This is a genomic window from Pseudomonas oryzihabitans (genome assembly GCF_024652905.1).
In the GTDB taxonomy this organism is placed as follows: domain Bacteria; phylum Pseudomonadota; class Gammaproteobacteria; order Pseudomonadales; family Pseudomonadaceae; genus Chryseomonas; species Chryseomonas benzopyrenica.
The window spans coordinates 531781-548929 of sequence record NZ_CP102428.1; the positions used below are offsets into that span (position 1 = coordinate 531781).

General features: G+C 60.2%; 20 protein-coding genes and 1 tRNA gene. 17 read left to right on the top strand and 4 right to left on the bottom strand.

Going from position 1 to position 17149, the window contains the following annotated elements; all coding sequences use genetic code 11:
- Positions 1-26: 26 nt before the first annotated feature.
- The 14 genes from NRG74_RS02495 to NRG74_RS02560 all read left to right on the top strand — a co-directional run bounded on the left by NRG74_RS02495 (position 27) and on the right by NRG74_RS02560 (position 10041).
- Complete coding sequence (locus NRG74_RS02495) at positions 27-773, top strand: YebC/PmpR family DNA-binding transcriptional regulator (protein WP_017642114.1); 747 nt, start codon at positions 27-29, stop codon at positions 771-773.
- Positions 773-1333 carry a crossover junction endodeoxyribonuclease RuvC gene (ruvC, locus tag NRG74_RS02500; RefSeq protein WP_007160336.1) on the top strand — a complete coding sequence of 187 codons (561 nt, stop codon included), beginning with the start codon at positions 773-775 and terminating at the stop codon, positions 1331-1333. Before NRG74_RS02495 ends, ruvC begins: the two co-directional genes overlap by 1 nt.
- Before the next feature lie 46 nt (positions 1334-1379).
- Positions 1380-1982, top strand: coding sequence for a Holliday junction branch migration protein RuvA (gene ruvA, locus NRG74_RS02505; protein ID WP_231354808.1), 603 nt, complete (start codon positions 1380-1382; stop codon positions 1980-1982).
- A 4-nt stretch (positions 1983-1986) separates the two neighbouring features.
- Positions 1987-3039, top strand: coding sequence for a Holliday junction branch migration DNA helicase RuvB (ruvB, locus tag NRG74_RS02510; RefSeq protein WP_017642116.1), 1053 nt, complete (start codon positions 1987-1989; stop codon positions 3037-3039).
- Positions 3040-3090: 51 nt separating this feature from the next.
- Positions 3091-3540, top strand: a complete 450-nt coding sequence (gene ybgC / locus NRG74_RS02515; protein ID WP_017642117.1) for a tol-pal system-associated acyl-CoA thioesterase — start codon at positions 3091-3093, stop codon at positions 3538-3540.
- A 2-nt stretch (positions 3541-3542) separates the two neighbouring features.
- The gene (gene tolQ / locus NRG74_RS02520) at positions 3543-4235 is read left to right on the top strand and encodes a protein TolQ (RefSeq protein WP_026083969.1); all 693 of its coding nucleotides are present in this window, start codon (positions 3543-3545) and stop codon (positions 4233-4235) included.
- An 11-nt stretch (positions 4236-4246) separates the two neighbouring features.
- The gene (gene tolR / locus NRG74_RS02525) at positions 4247-4693 is read left to right on the top strand and encodes a protein TolR (RefSeq protein WP_017642119.1); all 447 of its coding nucleotides are present in this window, start codon (positions 4247-4249) and stop codon (positions 4691-4693) included.
- Entirely contained in the window at positions 4690-5796 is a 1107-nt protein-coding gene (gene tolA, locus NRG74_RS02530) for a cell envelope integrity protein TolA (protein WP_231354809.1), read from the top strand. The genes tolR and tolA overlap by 4 nt, the downstream gene beginning before the upstream one ends.
- Complete coding sequence (gene tolB / locus NRG74_RS02535; RefSeq protein ID WP_017642121.1) at positions 5793-7091, top strand: Tol-Pal system beta propeller repeat protein TolB; 1299 nt, start codon at positions 5793-5795, stop codon at positions 7089-7091. The genes tolA and tolB overlap by 4 nt, the downstream gene beginning before the upstream one ends.
- A gap of 59 nt (positions 7092-7150) precedes the next feature.
- A complete protein-coding gene (gene pal / locus NRG74_RS02540) occupies positions 7151-7672 on the top strand; it encodes a peptidoglycan-associated lipoprotein Pal (protein WP_017642122.1) in 522 nt (173 codons plus the stop codon).
- A 6-nt stretch (positions 7673-7678) separates the two neighbouring features.
- Complete coding sequence (gene ybgF / locus NRG74_RS02545) at positions 7679-8506, top strand: tol-pal system protein YbgF (protein ID WP_017642123.1); 828 nt, start codon at positions 7679-7681, stop codon at positions 8504-8506.
- A 71-nt stretch (positions 8507-8577) separates the two neighbouring features.
- Entirely contained in the window at positions 8578-9228 is a 651-nt protein-coding gene (gene queE / locus NRG74_RS02550) for a 7-carboxy-7-deazaguanine synthase QueE (RefSeq protein ID WP_257705652.1), read from the top strand.
- Positions 9229-9230: 2 nt separating this feature from the next.
- A complete protein-coding gene (gene queC / locus NRG74_RS02555) occupies positions 9231-9905 on the top strand; it encodes a 7-cyano-7-deazaguanine synthase QueC (protein ID WP_017642125.1) in 675 nt (224 codons plus the stop codon).
- Positions 9906-9965: 60 nt separating this feature from the next.
- Positions 9966-10041: transfer RNA gene (locus NRG74_RS02560), tRNA-Lys, on the top strand.
- Between the two features lie 178 nt (positions 10042-10219).
- Here NRG74_RS02560 and NRG74_RS02565 read toward each other — a convergent pair.
- The 4 genes from NRG74_RS02565 to NRG74_RS02580 form a co-directional block, all read right to left on the bottom strand.
- The gene (locus NRG74_RS02565) at positions 10220-11350 is read right to left on the bottom strand and encodes a site-specific integrase (RefSeq protein WP_186327067.1); all 1131 of its coding nucleotides are present in this window, start codon (positions 11348-11350) and stop codon (positions 10220-10222) included.
- A complete protein-coding gene (mobH, locus tag NRG74_RS02570) occupies positions 11347-13212 on the bottom strand; it encodes a MobH family relaxase (RefSeq protein WP_144948964.1) in 1866 nt (621 codons plus the stop codon). Before mobH ends, NRG74_RS02565 begins: the two co-directional genes overlap by 4 nt.
- Before the next feature lie 210 nt (positions 13213-13422).
- Positions 13423-14145 (bottom strand): anti-sigma factor family protein, encoded by a 723-nt coding sequence (locus tag NRG74_RS02575; RefSeq protein WP_108576350.1) that lies wholly within the window; start codon positions 14143-14145, stop codon positions 13423-13425.
- Between the two features lie 29 nt (positions 14146-14174).
- Positions 14175-14687: an RNA polymerase sigma factor gene (locus NRG74_RS02580; protein WP_027597937.1), complete on the bottom strand. Its 513-nt coding sequence runs from the start codon at positions 14685-14687 to the stop codon at positions 14175-14177.
- Between the two features lie 130 nt (positions 14688-14817).
- On the opposite strand from NRG74_RS02580, the gene NRG74_RS02585 reads away from it, so the two are divergent.
- The 3 genes from NRG74_RS02585 to NRG74_RS02595 are packed head-to-tail and all read left to right on the top strand — an operon-like array spanning position 14818 to position 17037.
- A complete protein-coding gene (locus tag NRG74_RS02585; protein ID WP_051398701.1) occupies positions 14818-15171 on the top strand; it encodes a DUF305 domain-containing protein in 354 nt (117 codons plus the stop codon).
- Between the two features lie 5 nt (positions 15172-15176).
- Positions 15177-16637, top strand: a complete 1461-nt coding sequence (locus NRG74_RS02590; protein ID WP_037007585.1) for a YncE family protein — start codon at positions 15177-15179, stop codon at positions 16635-16637.
- Between the two features lie 25 nt (positions 16638-16662).
- Entirely contained in the window at positions 16663-17037 is a 375-nt protein-coding gene (locus tag NRG74_RS02595) for a COG4315 family predicted lipoprotein (protein WP_027597935.1), read from the top strand.
- The last annotated feature ends 112 nt before the right edge of the window (positions 17038-17149 follow it).

The window sequence follows — 17149 nt, forward strand, 5'->3', positions numbered from 1 at the left end:
TCTTCGTCAAGACATTGGAGTAGCTTATGGCCGGTCATTCCAAATGGGCCAACATCAAGCATCGCAAAGAACGCCAGGATGCCAAGAAAGGCAAGATCTTCACCAAGATCATCCGTGAGCTGACCGTGGCCGCGCGCCAGGGCGGCGGCGTTCCAGCCGACAACCCCCGTCTGCGCCTGGCGGTGGACAAGGCGCTCACCGCCAACATGACCCGCGACACCATCGACCGGGCCATCGCCCGTGGCGTGGGCGCCGGCGAAGGCGAGAACGTCGAGGAACTGACCTATGAAGGCTACGCCCCAAGTGGCGTCGCCATCATCGTCGAAGCCATGACCGACAACCGCAACCGTACCGCGGCCGAAGTCCGTCACGCCTTCAACAAGTGCGGTGGCAACCTGGGTACCGACGGCTCGGTCGCCTATCTGTTCGAGCGCAAGGGTCAGATCAGCTACGCCCCTGGCCTGGACGAAGACGCCCTGATGGAAGCCGCGCTGGAAGCGGGTGCCGATGACGTGGTGGCCAACGACGATGGCTCCATCGACGTCTTCACCAGCTTCGCCGACTTCATCGCAGTCAACGAAGCCCTGACCGCCGCCGGCTACAAGGCCGACGAAGCCGAGGTGACCATGATCCCCTCGACCTCCGCGACCCTGGATCTGGATACCGCGCAAAAGGTGCTCAAGCTGATCGACATGCTCGAAGACCTGGACGACGTGCAGAACGTCTATTCCAATGCCGACATCCCCGACGACGTCATGGCGCAGCTCGGCTGATGTCCCTCTACGAGCGCCTGCCGCCCGATGCGCCCGGCACCCTGGTGCTGGGCATCGACCCGGGCTCGCGGCTGACCGGCTTTGGCGTGGTGCGCGACACTGGGCGGGGCTGCGAGTACGTGGCCTCCGGCTGCATCCGCACCGGTAACGGTCCGTTGCCGGAACGGTTGCAGATCGTCTATCGCGGTGTGCGCGACGTCATCGCCCAGTACGGGCCGGTCACCATGGGCATCGAGCAGGTGTTCATGGCGCGCAACGCCGACTCGGCGCTCAAGCTGGGTCAGGCCCGGGGTGCGGCCATCGTCGCTGGCGCCGAGGGTGGCCTGGAAATCTCCGAGTACACCGCGAGCCAGGTCAAGCAGGCCGTGGTCGGCAACGGCGGAGCGGACAAGCAGCAGGTGATGCTGATGGTCATGCACCTGCTGCGGCTGACCGAAAAGCCCCAGATCGACGCCTCCGACGCCCTGGCCATCGCCCTGTGCCATGCCCATACCCGGCAGAGCCTGGTCCCCCATGGCCTGCTGGCGACTCGCCGCCGCGGCGGCCGGCTGCGTCTCTAGCTTCATCCGCTCAAACATCTCGCTCCAGAAGTAGGAAGGTATCCCTGTGATCGGTCGTCTACGTGGCACCCTGGCGGAAAAGCAGCCGCCCCATCTCCTGCTCGACGTGGACGGAGTCGGCTACGAGGTCGAAGTGCCCATGACGACCCTTTATCGGCTGCCGGCCCAGGGCGAGGTCGTCACATTGCATACCCACCTCGTGGTACGGGAAGATGCGCACCTGCTGTACGGGTTTGGCGAAAAACGCGAGCGAGAGCTGTTTCGCGAGCTGATCCGACTCAATGGTGTCGGCCCCAAGCTGGCCCTGGCGTTGATGTCCAGTCTCGAGGTGGATGAATTGGTTCGCTGTGTTCAGGCCCAGGACACCTCTGTCCTGGTCAAGGTGCCGGGAGTGGGCAAGAAGACCGCCGAGCGCCTGCTGGTCGAGCTCAAGGACCGCTTCAAGGCCTGGGAAAATCTGCCGACCATCGCGCCCCTGGTTCTGCCGAACCAGGCCGCCGGCGCCGCCAGCGCCGAGGCCGATGCGGTCAGCGCCCTGGTCGCCCTGGGGTTCAAGCCCCAGGAAGCCAGTCGCGCCGTCGCTGCCGTGGAAGGGGAAGACCTTTCCAGCGAGGAACTCATCCGTCGCGCCCTGAAGGGCATGGTCTGATCCCATGATAGAAACCGATCGCCTGATCTCGGCCGGTGGCCGCGACCGAGAGGAATTCCAGGATCGCGCCATCCGTCCGGTGCGCCTGGCCGACTACATCGGCCAGCCGGTGGTGCGCGACCAGATGGGCCTGTTCATCCAGGCGGCCAAGGGCCGGGGCGAGGCCCTCGACCACACGCTGATCTTCGGCCCACCCGGCCTGGGCAAGACCACCCTGGCCAACATCATCGCCCAGGAAATGCAGGTTTCCCTCAAGAGCACCTCAGGCCCCGTGCTGGAGCGCCCGGGCGATCTCGCGGCGCTGCTGACCAACCTGGAAGCGGGCGATGTGCTCTTCATCGACGAGATCCATCGGCTCTCGCCCATCGTCGAGGAGGTGCTCTATCCGGCAATGGAGGACTACCAGCTCGACATCATGATCGGCGAGGGTCCGGCGGCGCGCTCCATCAAGCTGGATCTGCCGCCCTTCACCCTGGTCGGGGCAACCACCCGCGCCGGCATGCTGACCAATCCGCTGCGTGACCGCTTCGGGATCGTTCAGCGCCTGGAGTTCTACGGCACCGCGGACCTGGCCACCATCGTCACGCGTTCGGCCGGCATTCTGGGCCTTGCCATCGAAGCCGAAGGGGCGATGGAAATCGCCCGCCGGGCACGGGGCACGCCGCGGATCGCCAACCGCCTGCTGCGGCGGGTGCGGGACTTCGCCGAGGTCCGCGGGCAGGGCCATATCAGCCACGACATCGCCAGTCGTGCCCTCGACCTGCTGGACGTCGACGCCCAGGGCTTCGATCACCAGGATCGCCGTCTGCTGCTGACCATGATCGACAAGTTCGACGGCGGCCCGGTAGGGGTGGACAGCCTGGCGGCAGCCATCAGCGAAGAGCGTCACACCATCGAAGACGTGCTGGAACCCTATTTGATCCAGCAAGGCTATATCATGCGCACGCCGCGCGGGCGGGTGGTGACCCGGCATGCCTATCTGCACTTCGGACTCAACCTGCCGACGCGTCTGGCCCAGGGCGGTACGCCCGATCTGTTCGAGGTCAATGGTAACTAAATGCAGTTGCGAACATTTCTGATTGGCAACGGCGAGGCTAGGTTCTAGAGTATGCACGCGCAATCGCGGAGCCCGTCGCCGTCCGTCCTCAGGTGTCGTGTCTACTACGAAGATACCGATGCCGGCGGCATCGTCTACTACGTCAACTACCTCAAGTTCATGGAACGCGCCCGCACCGAGCGACTGCGCGCGCTGGGCTATGCCCAGTCCGAACTCGCCCGGGACGGTCTGCTCTTTGTCGTCCACAGCAGCGAAGCGCGCTACCATGCGCCCGCGCGCCTGGATGACGAACTGCTGATCGGCGCCGAGGTGGTCGAGGCGAAGCGCGCCAGCCTCAGGTTTTACCAAGAGGTGCGGCGGGCAGAAGACGAGGTCCTGCTCTGTGAAGGGTGGGTGACGGTCGCCTGCGTGCGTGCTGACAGCTTCAGGCCCCGGGCGATCCCGACGGCCATGCGAACGGTTCTTGCCGGAAATCCGGCGTCAATTCAATCAGGAGATTAAGCGTGCAACCCAACGTCGACCATATGTCCATGTGGAGCCTCGTCGCCAATGCCAGTCTGGTAGTGCAACTGGTGATGCTCATCCTGGTCGCAGCCTCTGTCACGTCCTGGATCATGATCATCCAGCGCGGCAATGCCATGCGTGCCGCCAAGCGTTCCCTGGATGCCTTCGAAGAAAAATTCTGGTCGGGCATCGATCTGTCCAAGCTGTATCGCCAGGCCGGCAGCAACCCCGACCCGGACTCCGGCGTCGAGCAGATCTTCCGCGCCGGCTTCAAGGAGTTCTCCCGCCTGCGTCAGCAGCCCGGCGTGGATCCCGATGCCGTGATGGAGGGTGTCTCGCGCGCCATGCGCGTCGCCATCTCCCGTGAGGAAGAGAAGCTCGAGCAGGCCCTGCCGTTCCTGGCCACCGTCGGTTCCACCAGCCCCTACGTGGGTCTGTTTGGTACCGTCTGGGGCATCATGAATTCCTTCCGTGGCCTGTCCACGGCGCAGCAGGCGACCCTGGCCACCGTGGCGCCCGGCATCGCCGAGGCCCTGATCGCCACCGCCATCGGTCTGTTCGCCGCCATTCCCGCCGTCGTGGCCTACAACCGCTTCGCCGCCCGTTCGGAAATGCTGATCAACCGCTACTACACCTTTGCGGACGAGTTCCAGGCCATCCTGCACCGCAAAGTCCACGCCAGCGACGAATAAAGAGGTATCCCATGGTTCCTCGCCGCCAGAAACGCAAGCCCGTCGCCGAGATGAACGTGGTGCCCTACATCGACGTGATGTTGGTGCTCCTCGTCATCTTCATGGTGACGGCGCCCATGCTCAATCAGGGCGTCAAGGTCGACCTGCCCAAGGTCGACAGTCAGGCCCTGCCGCAAGACAACGACAAGCAGATCCTCACCGTCTCGGTGAAGTCCGACGGTACCTACTACTGGAACGTCGGGTCCGAGGTGGATACCGATCAGAAGGCCAAGTCCGAGACCGCCGTGTCGCTGCCGCAACTGAGTCAGCAGGTCGGTGCCATCATGCGTCAGCGTGCTGACACCCAGGTGTTCATCCGTGGTGACAAGGCCGCCAACTATGGTGTCGTCGCCGGTGCCATGGGTGCCTTGCAACAGGCCGGCGTGCCCAACGTCGGGTTGATTACCGAGGCGCCTTGATGCGACACCGCGAGCGTTCGTCGTCCGAAAGTTATTTCTGGCCGGTCATCTGGGCGGTCGCCCTGCATGTGCTGATTTTCGGCCTGCTGTTTGTCAGCTTCGCCTTTACCCCTGAATTGCCCCAGTCGCGCCCGGTGGTTCAAGCGACCCTGGTCCAGCTCAAGTCGAAGAGCTCGGCGCAGGTCCAGACCGAGCAAAAGTTGGCAGGGGAGGCGAAGAAGACCGCGGCCAAACAGTACGAGCAGGAGCAGCTGGAGCAGCGTCGCGAGCAGCAGGAAGCCCAGCGTGAAGCGGCGGCGGCCAAGGCGGCTCAGCAACAGAAGGAAGCCCAGCACCAGGCCGCGGAACAAAAGAAAGCCGACGACGCTCGAAAGGCGCAGCAAGCGGAAGCGGCGGCCAAGGCCGCCGAGGCCAAGGCTGAGGCCGAGAAACAGTCCGAGGCCGCCAAGGCGGCTGCGGAAGCCAAGCAGGCTGCCGAGCAGAAGAAGCAGGCGGACATCGCCAAGAAGAAAGCCGACGAAGCCGCCAAGCAGAAGGCGGCCGACGAAGCGGCCAAGAAAGCGGCGGCAGAAGCGGCCAAGCAGAAATCGGCGGAAGAAGCCAAGCAGAAGGCCGCAGCCGAGGCTGCCAAGAAGGAAGCGGCAGCGGAAGCGGCGAAGAAGAAAGCGGCTGACGACGCCAAGAAGAAGGCTGCCCAGGCAGCTGCACGCAAGGCGGCAGAAGACAAGAAGGCCCAGGCGCTGGCGGAGCTGTTGTCCGATGATACCCAGCGGCAGCAGGCCCTGGCCGAAGAGCAGGGCGACGAGGTGGCATCGAGCTTCGATGACCTGATCGTGCGTCTGGTCAGCGAGCAGTGGACGCGTCCGCAATCGGCGCGCAACGGCATGAGCGTCGAAGTGCAGATCAACATGCTGCCGGATGGGACCATCACCAGCGCGACGGTGACCCGTTCCAGTGGCAACAAGGAATTCGATAATTCAGCGGTATCGGCCGTGCGTAACGTCGGTCGTATCCGTGAGCTGCAGCAGCTGGATCGCAAGACCTTCGATCAGCTGTACCGTCAGCGCCGCATGATCTTCAAACCGGAGGACCTGAGTCTGTGAACACCCTGATCCGTTACATTCTGCTGGGCCTGGTCCTGGTGGTGGGCTCCGCCCAGGCGGCCGATCCGCTGGTGATTTCCAGCGGTAGTGATCGCGCCATCCCGATCGCCGTCGTGCCCTTCGGGTGGCAGGGTGGTCAGCCACTGCCGGAAGATCTGGCCAACATCGTCAGCGACGACATGCGCAATTCCGGGGTGTTCTCGCCGATTCCGCGCCAGAACATGCTGAGCCAGCCGAGCCAGGCCAGCGAAGTGATCTTCCGCGACTGGAAAGCCCTGGGCGCCAACTATGTGCTGGTGGGCAACGTCGTGCCCAACGGTGGTCGACTGCAGATCAGCTACGCCCTGTTCAACGTGTCCACCGAACAGCAGGTCCTGACCGGCAATGTCGGCGGCAGCACCGATCAGCTGCGCGACATGGCGCACTTCATCTCCGACCAGGCCTATGAAAAGCTGACCGGGGTGAAAGGTGCATTCTCCACGCGCATCCTCTATGTGACCGCCGAGCGCTTCTCCGCGACCAACACCCGCTATACCCTGCAGCGCGCCGACTATGACGGTGCCCGCTCGGTGACCCTGCTGCAATCGCGCGAACCCATCCTGTCGCCGCGTTTCGCGCCGGACGGCAAGCGCATCGCCTACGTCTCCTTCGAGCAACAGCGTCCGCGCATCTTCCTGCAGTACATCGATACCGGTCGTCGCGAGCAGCTGACCAACTTCGAAGGCCTGAATGGCGCTCCGGCGTTCTCGCCCGATGGCAATCGTCTGGCCTTTGTACTGTCCAAGGACGGAAACCCCGAGATCTATGTGATGGACCTGGGCTCCCGTGCCATTCGTCGTGTGACGAATGACTCCTCCATCGATACCGAGCCGTTCTGGGGCAAGGATGGTCAGACCATCTACTTCACCTCCGATCGCTCCGGCAAGCCGCAGATCTACAAGGCCAGCGTCAGTGGCGGGGGTGCTGAGCGCGTGACTTTCGTTGGCAACTACAACGCCAACCCGAAACTTTCGGCGGATGAAAAGACGCTGGTCATGGTGCATCGCCAGGAAGGTTTCACCAATTTCCAGATCGCTGCACAAGACCTCCAGCGCGGCTCTGTGCGGGTACTTTCCAACACCAGCCTCAACGATTCGCCCACTGTTGCGCCCAATGGCACCATGCTAATCTACGCCACCCGCCAGCAGGACCGAGGCGTACTGATGCTTGTCTCCATCAATGGTCGCGTCCGGATTCCTCTTCCCACCGCCCAGGGTGACGTGCGCGAGCCTTCCTGGTCTCCTTACCTGAACTGACGGCTAATTAGAAAAGTCCTTAGAAACACCAACATTGCGGTTCTTTTAGGAGTTACATGATGGAAATGCTGAAATTCGGCAAGTTCGCTGCACTGGCTCTGGCCATGGCTGTCGCCGTGGGCTGTTCCTCCAAGGGCGGCGACGCCTCCGGTGAAGGCGCTGGTGCTGGCGCTGGCGCCGGTGCTGTCGACCCGAACGCTGGCTACGGTGCCAACGCCGGTGCCGTTGACGGCAGCATGGGCGATGAAGCCGCTCTGCGCGCCATCACCACCTTCTACTTCGAGTACGACAGCTCCGACCTGAAGCCGGAAGCCATGCGCGCTCTGGACGTTCACGCTCGCGACCTGAAGGCCAGCGGCCAGCGCGTCGTTCTGGAAGGTCACACCGACGAACGCGGTACCCGCGAGTACAACCTGGCGCTGGGCGAGCGTCGTGCCAAGGCCGTTCAGCGCTACCTGGTGCTGCAGGGCGTATCCCCGGCTCAGCTGGAGCTGGTGTCCTACGGTAAAGAGCGTCCGGTTGCCGTCGGTCACGACGAGTCTTCCTGGGCTCAGAACCGTCGCGTCGAGCTGAAGAAGTAATAAACGATGTCCAAGCGCCTGCAGTTCTTGATCGCCCTGACCCTTGGTGTACCGGTTGTCGCCGCGGCTCAGGTTCCCGTACAGGATGGTAGTTATGGTGTTGCCCAGTCCGCTGGGCAAGGCTATGGCAACGCAGGCGCGGCCAGTGCCGGAAACGGGGCTCCCGTTTCCGGCATGGGTCAACTGTTCATGCAGTTGCAACAGATGCAGGATGACATCGCTCGCCTGCGTGGCCAGGTCGAGGTTCAGGAAAACGAGATCCGCCAGCTCAAGCAGGAAGGATTGGATCGTTACCAGGATCTGGATGGTCGACTCTCCCAGCTTTCTTCCGCTCCTGCCAACGCAGGTGCCGGAGCCGCTGCCGGTGCCGCCCAGGGTGGCGCCATCGCGGCAAACAACGCGCCGACTCCGCCTGCTTCCGCGGGGGCACCGGCCGCCAGTAGCGAACCGGGTGATCCGGCGAAGGAAAAGCTGTACTACGACGCTGCCTTCGATCTGATCAAGGCCAAGGATTTCGACAAGGCCAGTCAGGCGTTCAACGCCTTTCTGCGCAAGTATCCCAACAGCCAGTATGCGGGCAACGCCCAGTACTGGCTAGGTGAAGTGAATCTGGCCAAGGGCGATCTGCAGGCCGCTGGCCAGGCATTCGCCAAGGTCAGCCAGGCCTATCCCACCAGCAACAAGGTGCCGGATTCGCTGTACAAACTGGGTGGCGTCGAGCAGAAGCTCGGCCGCACCGATCGGGCCAAGGGCATGTACCAGCAGGTCATCAGCCAATATCCCGGAACCTCCGCTGCGCAGCTGGCGCAGCGGGATCTGAAAAGCCTGCCCTAGCGCAGGCTTTTTTCTTCTATCTCCCGCAACGGAGGCGGATGGCCTGTTTAGCCGTCACGCCCGTGGCTTCTATGCAAAAAGATACCCTACGTCTTACCGAAATCTTCTATTCGCTCCAGGGTGAGGCCCGCACCGTCGGTCTTCCCACCGTCTTCGTCCGGCTCACCGGCTGCCCCCTGCGCTGCCAGTATTGCGATACGGCCTATGCCTTCACCGGTGGTGAGATCCATCATCTCGATGCCATCCTGGAGCAGGTCGCCAGCTACCGGCCACGCCATGTCTGTGTGACCGGTGGCGAACCGCTGGCGCAGCCCAATTGCCTCAAGCTGCTCGAGCAGCTGTGTGATGCTGGCTACGAGGTATCCCTGGAAACCAGCGGTGCTCTGGATGTCAGTGGCGTGGACGTGCGCGTCAGCAAGGTCGTCGACCTCAAGACCCCTGGATCCGGGGAAATGGGGCGCAACCTCTACGCCAACATCGCTCATCTCACACCGAACGATCAGGTCAAGTTCGTCATCTGCTCGCGTGAAGACTACGACTGGGCGGTTTCCAAGCTGATCGAATATCGCCTGGATCAGCGGGCGGAGGAGGTGTGGTTCTCGCCCAGCCATGGCCAGGTGGTGCCGCGTGAGCTGGCGGAATGGATTGTGGCCGACAATCTGCCGGTGCGTTTCCAGTTGCAGCTGCACAAGATTCTCTGGAACGACGAGCCGGGACATTGAGCATGAGTCAGCCTAAAGCGGTCATCCTTCTTTCCGGCGGCCTGGATTCCGCCACCATCGTTGCCATGGCCAAGGCCCAGGGCTTCGCCTGCTACACCATGAGTTTCGACTACGGCCAGCGCCATCGCGCCGAGCTGCAGGCCGCCGAGCGCGTAGCGCGTCAGCTGGGTGTCGTCGAGCATAAGGTGATCGGCCTGGATCTCAACGGGATCGGTGGCTCGGCCCTCACCGACCCGGACATCGCCGTGCCGGAGACGCCGGGCGAGGGCATCCCCGTTACCTATGTGCCGGCGCGCAACACCGTGTTCCTGTCGCTAGCCCTGGGTTGGGCCGAGGTGATCGGCGCTCGCCATCTCTTCATCGGGGTGAACGCGGTGGATTACTCCGGCTATCCGGATTGCCGGCCGGAGTTCGTCGAGGCCTTCGAGCGCCTGGCCAATCTCGCCACCAAGGCGGGTGTGGAAGGGGATACCTTCAGGATCGAAGCCCCGCTGCAGTATCTGTCCAAGGCGCAGATCGTCGAGACCGGTACCCGGCTGGGCGTGGACTACGGTCTGACCGTGTCCTGCTATCAGGCCAACGGCGAAGGCGAGGCCTGCGGCCGTTGCGACAGCTGCCGCCTGCGCGCCGAAGGCTTCAAGGCGGCCAAGATTTCCGACCCCACCCGCTACCAGTAAAAAAATTTCATCTAGGGTGTTGATTCTCCTGAGAAAATCGCTAGAATGGCGGCCACTAACGGGTCGTTAGCTCAGTCGGTAGAGCAGTTGGCTTTTAACCAATTGGTCGTAGGTTCGAATCCCACACGACCCACCATCTTCACCAGGAACCCTCCGCAAGGAGGGTTTTTGCGTTTCTCGCAGCTAAGACAAGCAGCCGTCTGGAGCGGAATCTAGCCCTGCGCCTCGATGATGTCAAACTGCACATGCCATGACCAGGAGCCTCAGGCGCGCCTGGTCTCAGCACCTATCTATAAAACTTCAACGCTGATGAGCTATCCGCGTCTGGCTGATGCGAAGGGTTGGGCTCCGTTGCTGATCCATTCAGCCAGCTGATCGAATGCCTCTTGAGAAAAAGATCCAGCAGCATTTGCTGACTGCAGGGCGGGCACTGCCATCGGTTGATTTAGGTGCTTCTTTAAACGCTCATGAGGCAGTCGAGCGCTGGTATCGACGCGTGCGAGCAAACTCTTTGGCATCTTGGTGGCACGGTCTTCCAGAACATTGCGCATCTGGTGTGGATCGGTCTCGATGTACTCCATCGTTGTGACAATGCTGGAGTGATTAAGCAGGGCTTTGGCCACATGGATGTTTCGATCCGATTGCCGCATCAAGTCAGTCGCCAAGGTGTGCCTGAAACGGTGTGGCGTCATGCGCGTTCCCACGAGGGTAGTCAATTTTCTATACATTGACTCAATTTGGTTTATATCCATAGTGTCGCGTTTGTAATGTGGCGAAAATCTGTTCACGTTGAATAGTTGGTCTGTGGCATTGAAATGCAAAGAATCCGCCCAAGCCGTTAGCCTATCAATATGCTCATAGAGCGGGCCAGGAATAGGTAAAACGAATTCTTTGTGTGTCTTGTCGCTTTCACTTCTTATGTTGATGGTCCTTCGTTTCAGGCAGACGTCCTTTCGCTGCATCATTAGCAGTGAGTTAAGGCGAATTCCTGTGTAATGGAACGTCTCGTAGACTGATAGCCAGAACCAGGCAGGCGTGATACTGCTGCGTTTTCCAGAGACTCTTTCACTTTCCTGGAGTCTGAGCAGCAGCGATCGGCCTTGGGTGATAGCCTCGTGCGGCACAGTCTTCTTGCGTTTCTTAGGCGGAACTACGGAAGTTTCAGTAAATGGATTTTGCCGCATGCTCAGTAAATCATGCTTGATCGCATACTGGAAAAGCGTTTTAAGATGACTTGCGTACGTATTCCAGCTGCGCTTTGCTAAGCCGGAATCAAGAATTTCCTTTCTCCAAATTAAGACGTCTCGGTTATGGAGTTTTTCCAGTGCGAAATCTTCACCAAATCTTCGCTCTAGTGCTCTTGCGGCAGCCAAGTAAATGGTTCTGGTAGCGGGCCTTAGGTCGTGAGTCTCGTTGTACTCGCCGGCGATTTCGAGGATGTTCACTCTTCGACCGCCCCCGTTTCCTGTAAGCGCAAACTGCAATTGTCAAAAGGCGGTTGATTGAAAATTAGTTTTGGATCCTCTAGCAGATAGCCTTTGAGGCTCTTTGTCTTGCGGGGGCCCACGACTTCGCACGTCCAGATGTTGAGGTTGTCTGCTGTCTTTCTGTGCTGCTTCAGCTTTTCGAAAGCACGTTGCACCAGTTGCCAGGGATCTAGCTGTCTGGCCTTGGCGTCGATTTCTAAGTGGGGATGCTCTTGGGCGTATCGCTTGAACAGGCCTGGGCTAACCAGGAAAGCGGTGCCATCTACCGTGTGGATCATCGCTTTGGCATCGTTGATCAATAGCTTGTGTGAAAGCACGCCTTGGCGGCTCCAGGCTATGAATGCCTGGCCTAAGTCGGCTGTAGTGATCGATTCAGCTCTTGAATGGGTTGTGGCAGCGATAACGTGTTCTGAAAGGTTATCCACGTCTTGGAGAGTTGGCGCTTCATGGGCTGAAACTGCTGGGGCCTGAGGTGTTGCAGCGAATAGGTCGTCTGCCAGTGCGAGTATGTCTTCCATGGGGTCCAAACCGGTCTGGAATGCGGGCTGCGGCAGTGTTTCGGAATAGGCCATCGCTTGTGAAGATGTGACATTCGTCACATCTTGTGATATCGGATGTGATGGCAAAGTGATATCGCTCGCTGTGCCAGGGTGCGCTATTCCTGGCGGTCCGTCCTCGGTCTGCTCAAGCGTGAAAATTCCTGAAAAAGGGGCTGGTCGATCTGCAGGGTCGGGCCATATCAGCGCAGGCGCGACCTTGAGAAGGGTAAAGGTGTTCTTCCATCCGTGACCGGTATCGATCGTGGCCTTCCAGATAGCCTTGTCCTGAGCGTTGACCTGGATGATGGCCTGATCCTGGATCAGGTTGAAGAACGGTGCATTCGAGGTGGGAATGCCCTCCACACCCTGGGAGAGCATCAGTGCTCGCAGCTGGTCTGAGGCAGGCTTGCTCACGAGCCATAGCGCATCTTGGGTCAGCCACCCGTCCGACGGCCCATCTGGCTGGTTCAGCTTGAATTTCTCGATGACCAGGGTGCGTAGCCCATCGGCCAGCTGACGCTGAATCGTATTTCTGGGCGCCTCCATCGCGCGATGCGGGTTCGCGCCGAGCTCTTGAGCGACACTCGCCTGGTCAGCCTGGACGATCATTTCCCCCAGGACACCGGCGTGCTGGTATTGCCCGGCCAAGACGAAGATCAGTGATGACCAGAGTTCACGATAGCCGCTGAGCCAGTCCAGTACATGCGGTGGCAGCACCTGGAAGTAGACGAGGGCTGAGGCAGCACTATGTAGCTGGTAGTCCCGACCCTTGACGTACCGAAAGCGGTAGGGCTTTTCGATCCGGCCGTGCCAGGGGTGCCAGGGCTTGCCATCTTCATGGACAACCTCGATGTCGACGGCAATCTTGCCTAGGTCATGGAGGAGGGCGCCGTAGGCGACCGCTGCAGACCAGGCCTCTGCCTGGGCCGCCTGCGACTCCGGTGGCGCGCCGATAGGCAGAAGGTAGTTCTGCCGGATCTTGAGGGCGTAGGCGACGATCTCCAGGCCGTGATCGAGGAGGCCCCCGGGGTAGGCGTGGTGGTGGTTTTCCGAAGCAGGAAGCTGCTGTACCAGGTCAGCGTAGCGTTCAAGGGGATCTCGGTAGAGCGAGGCAAACTGCTCGCGTGACAGTGACGTCCGCTGCCAGATGTTCTCGATGAGCTTCTGTCGGCGGGGGAGGGCAAGGAGATCCCTACCTATGGACGGCTGCGTGAAGCCCTGTTTGCCTGGGCCGGGTGGTGGGGATGGTGGGGCTTTCTTCCTGAAAAAGAGATCGAACATGGCATGCCCTTGGTAGTTCTTGGGCCTGCGTTGTCGATCAGCGGGGTCGTGCGAACAATGGTAAACCGCTATCACTGTCCAGAAGGTTGAGGCGGCGGATGGCCACTAGGATCGAGAGCCGGGACACCCTTTGCTCTTCGCAGCCATGAAATGACCCCCAAATGTTGGACAGGGTTGGTTTCAAGCAACGAGCACTGGTCTGAACGGGAACTAGAGAGGTGGCCTCTGAGAGATCGCCTCACGCAAGGTATCAAACGATGCTTCGCTAGGACTCACCAACGCAAAGTTGTAGCCCTGTCCTGACCAATAGTCAGCAGTAACATCGCTTTCCCTACGAGATCCGTGGCCAACGTCGCGCTGGCTGTTGGGATGCCGCACATAGAAGATCACTTGGCGCCCTTTCGTATCCCGGTAGAGCACCATCGCGGCGGCGCCGGTGTCCGTGGCCATGAGACGACCACCCACTGGGATCAAGCCGAAGCGCTCCAGGTTAGGGAGGGCGGGCGCCTGCACAAATGTCCTTTCAAGCCAATGCTGAATCGCACCGTCCTGGCCGGTTACATCGACTGGCGGCCGCCCCTCGGCGCTCGCAAATAGTCGATAAGCCTCCACGGCATCCGCCATTGGAACGTGCGCCCGCCGCAGCATCGATTCCCGTGCCTGCCACCCTAAGCCGCTACCCAGGCCTAACGTCAGCACTAGCGAAGCGAGATAAGTCATACGTCTTTTACGTCTGGCGACTATCCGGTGTCGCACGACTGCTGGCATAAGGTGTGTCGGTAAAGGCTCAAGCACGGGAGAAAAAATCAGCCGTAGCCGACGATTCTGCTCGCGGATATCAGCTACCCGTGCGGCATCTTCCGGATGGGTTGCAAGATAGCGCATCACCTCCTCGTGCCGCAGCGCATCCAACTGATTGTCGGCATAAGCCATCAACTCTTCAGGAGTAGGAGGTCGATACATCATTTCAATACTCGCAAAGCGGCGGTAGCCAAAGGACTTTCGTGGATCTGTCTCAAGGCCGCGCGTGCCCGCGCCAAACGAGACATGACGGTTCCCAGTGGAATGCCAAGCGCCTGTGATACATCGCGATAGCTCATGCCTTCCACCGCGACCAACAGCAGCAGGGCACGCTGTTCGTCATTGAGTCTCTCAAGATTCGTCAACGCTTCTTGATCCAGATAGATCGTCTCAGCCGAAGGCTCAACCGGGACCTCTTGGAATCCCAGCCACTCCAACAGACGACCATAGCGGCGCTCACGACGTCGGCCATCAACGAATTGGCGGTACAGGATGGTGAACAGCCAGGCTCGCACATCACCGGCGGGACAGCGCGTGTTCCCATGCGTAAGCGCCCGTTCTAGACAACTCTGGACCAAGTCATCGGCGCTGGCTTCGTGACGAGTAAGCGATCTTGCGAAGCGACGCAGAGACGGTAGTAGCTGAGAAAGCATGGCGTCATCAAGCATGGACATTCCCCTGGTATCGCTGACAGACGCTTGAGCTGACCTTTTATTCCCCACAATTTTTATTTTTGTAGGTATGGAATAACCCAGACCGTACAAACGTCTGCATTGGAAACTCACCAGTCTGCTGGAGCGCCACGTGTTTTCAGTCAAACACCCGTTGTTGGCAGTCACCCTTCTGGTGCTCGTGCTTCCCATTGCCTGGGCCGAACCTGATAGCAGCGCCGCCACGGCGCAGGCCGACAACCGCCAGGCCATGGATCAGATGATGGCCGCGATGCACAAGCCCAGCAGTGGCAACGTAGACCGCGACTTTGTGACCCAGATGACGGCACATCACCAGGGTGCGATCGAAATGGCACGGATCCAATTGCGGTATGGCCATAACGAACGCCTACGCCGTCTGGCCCAAGAGATCATTGTCACCCAACAACAGGAAATCGCCGTCATGCAGCAGGCGCTTTCTGAATTGCCCGCCTCTCCAACTCGGTAATCCTCATGCCTCGATTGTCGCTCACCCCGCTCGCCGCTGTGTTGTTAGTAATCTCCTGCACCGCTTCAGCCGGTCAAGTTCCGCGTGCTGCTGCACAACCGGACATCACGATTAGTTCCCAAGACCGTGTGTATACGGCGGAGCAGTTCTCCAACACGGTATCGGTGATTGATCCCAGCACGGAAAAATTGCTCGGCGTCATCACCCTAGGCGACAGCCAACCCAAGAACTTGAGTCCTTTGTACAAGGGCGAGCTACTGGTGCATGGCTTGGGATTTTCGCCAGATGGGCGAACCTTGGCCGTCGTAGCGATAGGCTCGAACTCCGTGTCCTTCATCGACACCGCCAACAACCAGGTGAAGGGTAAAACCTATCTGGGTCGCGCGCCTCATGAAGCCTTTTTCACCCCTGACGGCAAAGAGCTCTGGGTCACGGTACGGGGCGAGGACTATATCGCCGTGATCGACCCGGTGACTTTCAAAGAGAAGACGCGAATTGGCGTACCGCCAGGCCCTGGCATGCAGATCTTCTCCCCTGATGGCCGCTATGGCTACGTCTGCTCCTCGTTCACTCCGGAAACCGTAGTGGTTTCGGTTGCCGAGCATCGAATTGTTGGCCGCGTCGCTCAGGCGAGTCCCTTCTGCCCCAACATCGCTGCGTCTGCAGATGGCCAACAGGTCTGGCTCACCCTAAAAGATGTCGGTAAGACCCAGGTGTTCGCAGCCAAACCGCCGTTCAGCTTGATTAAGACGCTTGATACTGGCGCGATCACTAATCACGTCAACTTGGTTCGCAATGCCCGCGGAAGCTTCGCCTATGTAACGGTAGGCGGAGAAAATCGAGTCAAGGTCTTCCGAACCGATGATTTCAGCCAAGTCGCCAGCATTCCTGTTGGCGCTTTGCCCCACGGTCTCTGGCCGTCAGGAGATGGCACGCGGTTGTACGTGGGACTAGAGAATGCTGACAGTGTGGCCGTCATCAATACGCTGACCAATAGCGTTGAAACCACTGTACCCGTGGGGCAGGCGCCCCAGGCTTTGGTCTACGTTCCCCGCGCCGCTACCCAGGGCGCTGGGCTGGCAAATCTTAAGCCGTTAGGGAGCGCCGCCAAGAGTATTCAGATCGCCCTGGCTCCGCCGGGTCAACACGAACGTCATACCACTCAGGTGACACTTTTCGACCAGGGCTTGACTCAGGTCCTGCAGGCCTCGGTTACGGGCCTGGTGGCCAAGCAGCCCTATGTACTAGCGTTGGCTCGTCATGCAGACGGTAGCGGCGCTCTTGAGTCTCTCGCCGCTTTTCAAACCAATCCCGCCGGCGCAGCTATCGTGAATGCGGTAGGACCGATACGCCAACTGGTTCAGCAATCCCAGGCGGATGAACAGCGCTACCTCGTCATCGCACCTGGTGCAGCCGATGCGCCAGGTGCTCCCGTGCAAGTGCAAGTGCTCCAATCGAAATACTAATAACCAATAACCATCGAGGTCCAGCATGCTCAGACAAGTGTTGATTGCCACTGCCATTTTCTCCATGACAGGGCTGGCCGTGGCGGCCACGCCCGCCAAGGTTGGCGACACCACCTTGGGTAAGGTGCTTGTGGATGAAAAGGGTATGACGCTTTACACCTTCACCAAGGACAGCGAGGGTAAGTCCGCCTGCAACGGCCCGTGCGCCAAGAACTGGCCGCCGCTGATGGCACCGGCAGGGGCCAAGAGCGGTGACGGCTATACCGTAGTACAGCGTGAGGATGGTAGCCAGCAATGGGCCTATAAGGGGCAGCCACTCTATACCTGGGTAAAGGACAGCAAGCCCGGTGAAACGACCGGTGAAGGTGTCAATCAAGTCTGGCACGTCGCGAAGCCTTGATCGTGGAGCAGTCCCTGCGGACAGCGGGGACTGCTTATCTATTTAGTAGATTACTTTTTATATCATATTCAATTTTTCAGATAATCGAGCCGGGCTAGACTGTTTGCATTCC

Bases quoted from the DNA above. Each gene is read 5' to 3' on its own strand.
- mobH (WP_144948964.1), bottom strand. From the start codon at position 13,212: ATGTTCGATCTCTTTTTCAGGAAGAAAGCCCCACCATCCCCACCACCC.
- ruvC (WP_007160336.1), top strand. From the start codon at position 773: ATGTCCCTCTACGAGCGCCTGCCGCCCGATGCGCCCGGCACCCTGGTG.
- queE (WP_257705652.1), top strand. From the start codon at position 8,578: ATGCAAAAAGATACCCTACGTCTTACCGAAATCTTCTATTCGCTCCAG.
- NRG74_RS02595 (WP_027597935.1), top strand. From the start codon at position 16,663: ATGCTCAGACAAGTGTTGATTGCCACTGCCATTTTCTCCATGACAGGG.
- NRG74_RS02575 (WP_108576350.1), bottom strand. From the start codon at position 14,145: ATGGCTTATGCCGACAATCAGTTGGATGCGCTGCGGCACGAGGAGGTG.
- NRG74_RS02590 (WP_037007585.1), top strand. From the start codon at position 15,177: ATGCCTCGATTGTCGCTCACCCCGCTCGCCGCTGTGTTGTTAGTAATC.
- ybgF (WP_017642123.1), top strand. From the start codon at position 7,679: ATGTCCAAGCGCCTGCAGTTCTTGATCGCCCTGACCCTTGGTGTACCG.
- ybgC (WP_017642117.1), top strand. From the start codon at position 3,091: ATGCACGCGCAATCGCGGAGCCCGTCGCCGTCCGTCCTCAGGTGTCGT.
- ruvB (WP_017642116.1), top strand. From the start codon at position 1,987: ATGATAGAAACCGATCGCCTGATCTCGGCCGGTGGCCGCGACCGAGAG.
- pal (WP_017642122.1), top strand. From the start codon at position 7,151: ATGGAAATGCTGAAATTCGGCAAGTTCGCTGCACTGGCTCTGGCCATG.
- NRG74_RS02495 (WP_017642114.1), top strand. From the start codon at position 27: ATGGCCGGTCATTCCAAATGGGCCAACATCAAGCATCGCAAAGAACGC.
- NRG74_RS02580 (WP_027597937.1), bottom strand. From the start codon at position 14,687: ATGTCCATGCTTGATGACGCCATGCTTTCTCAGCTACTACCGTCTCTG.
- tolR (WP_017642119.1), top strand. From the start codon at position 4,247: ATGGTTCCTCGCCGCCAGAAACGCAAGCCCGTCGCCGAGATGAACGTG.
- queC (WP_017642125.1), top strand. From the start codon at position 9,231: ATGAGTCAGCCTAAAGCGGTCATCCTTCTTTCCGGCGGCCTGGATTCC.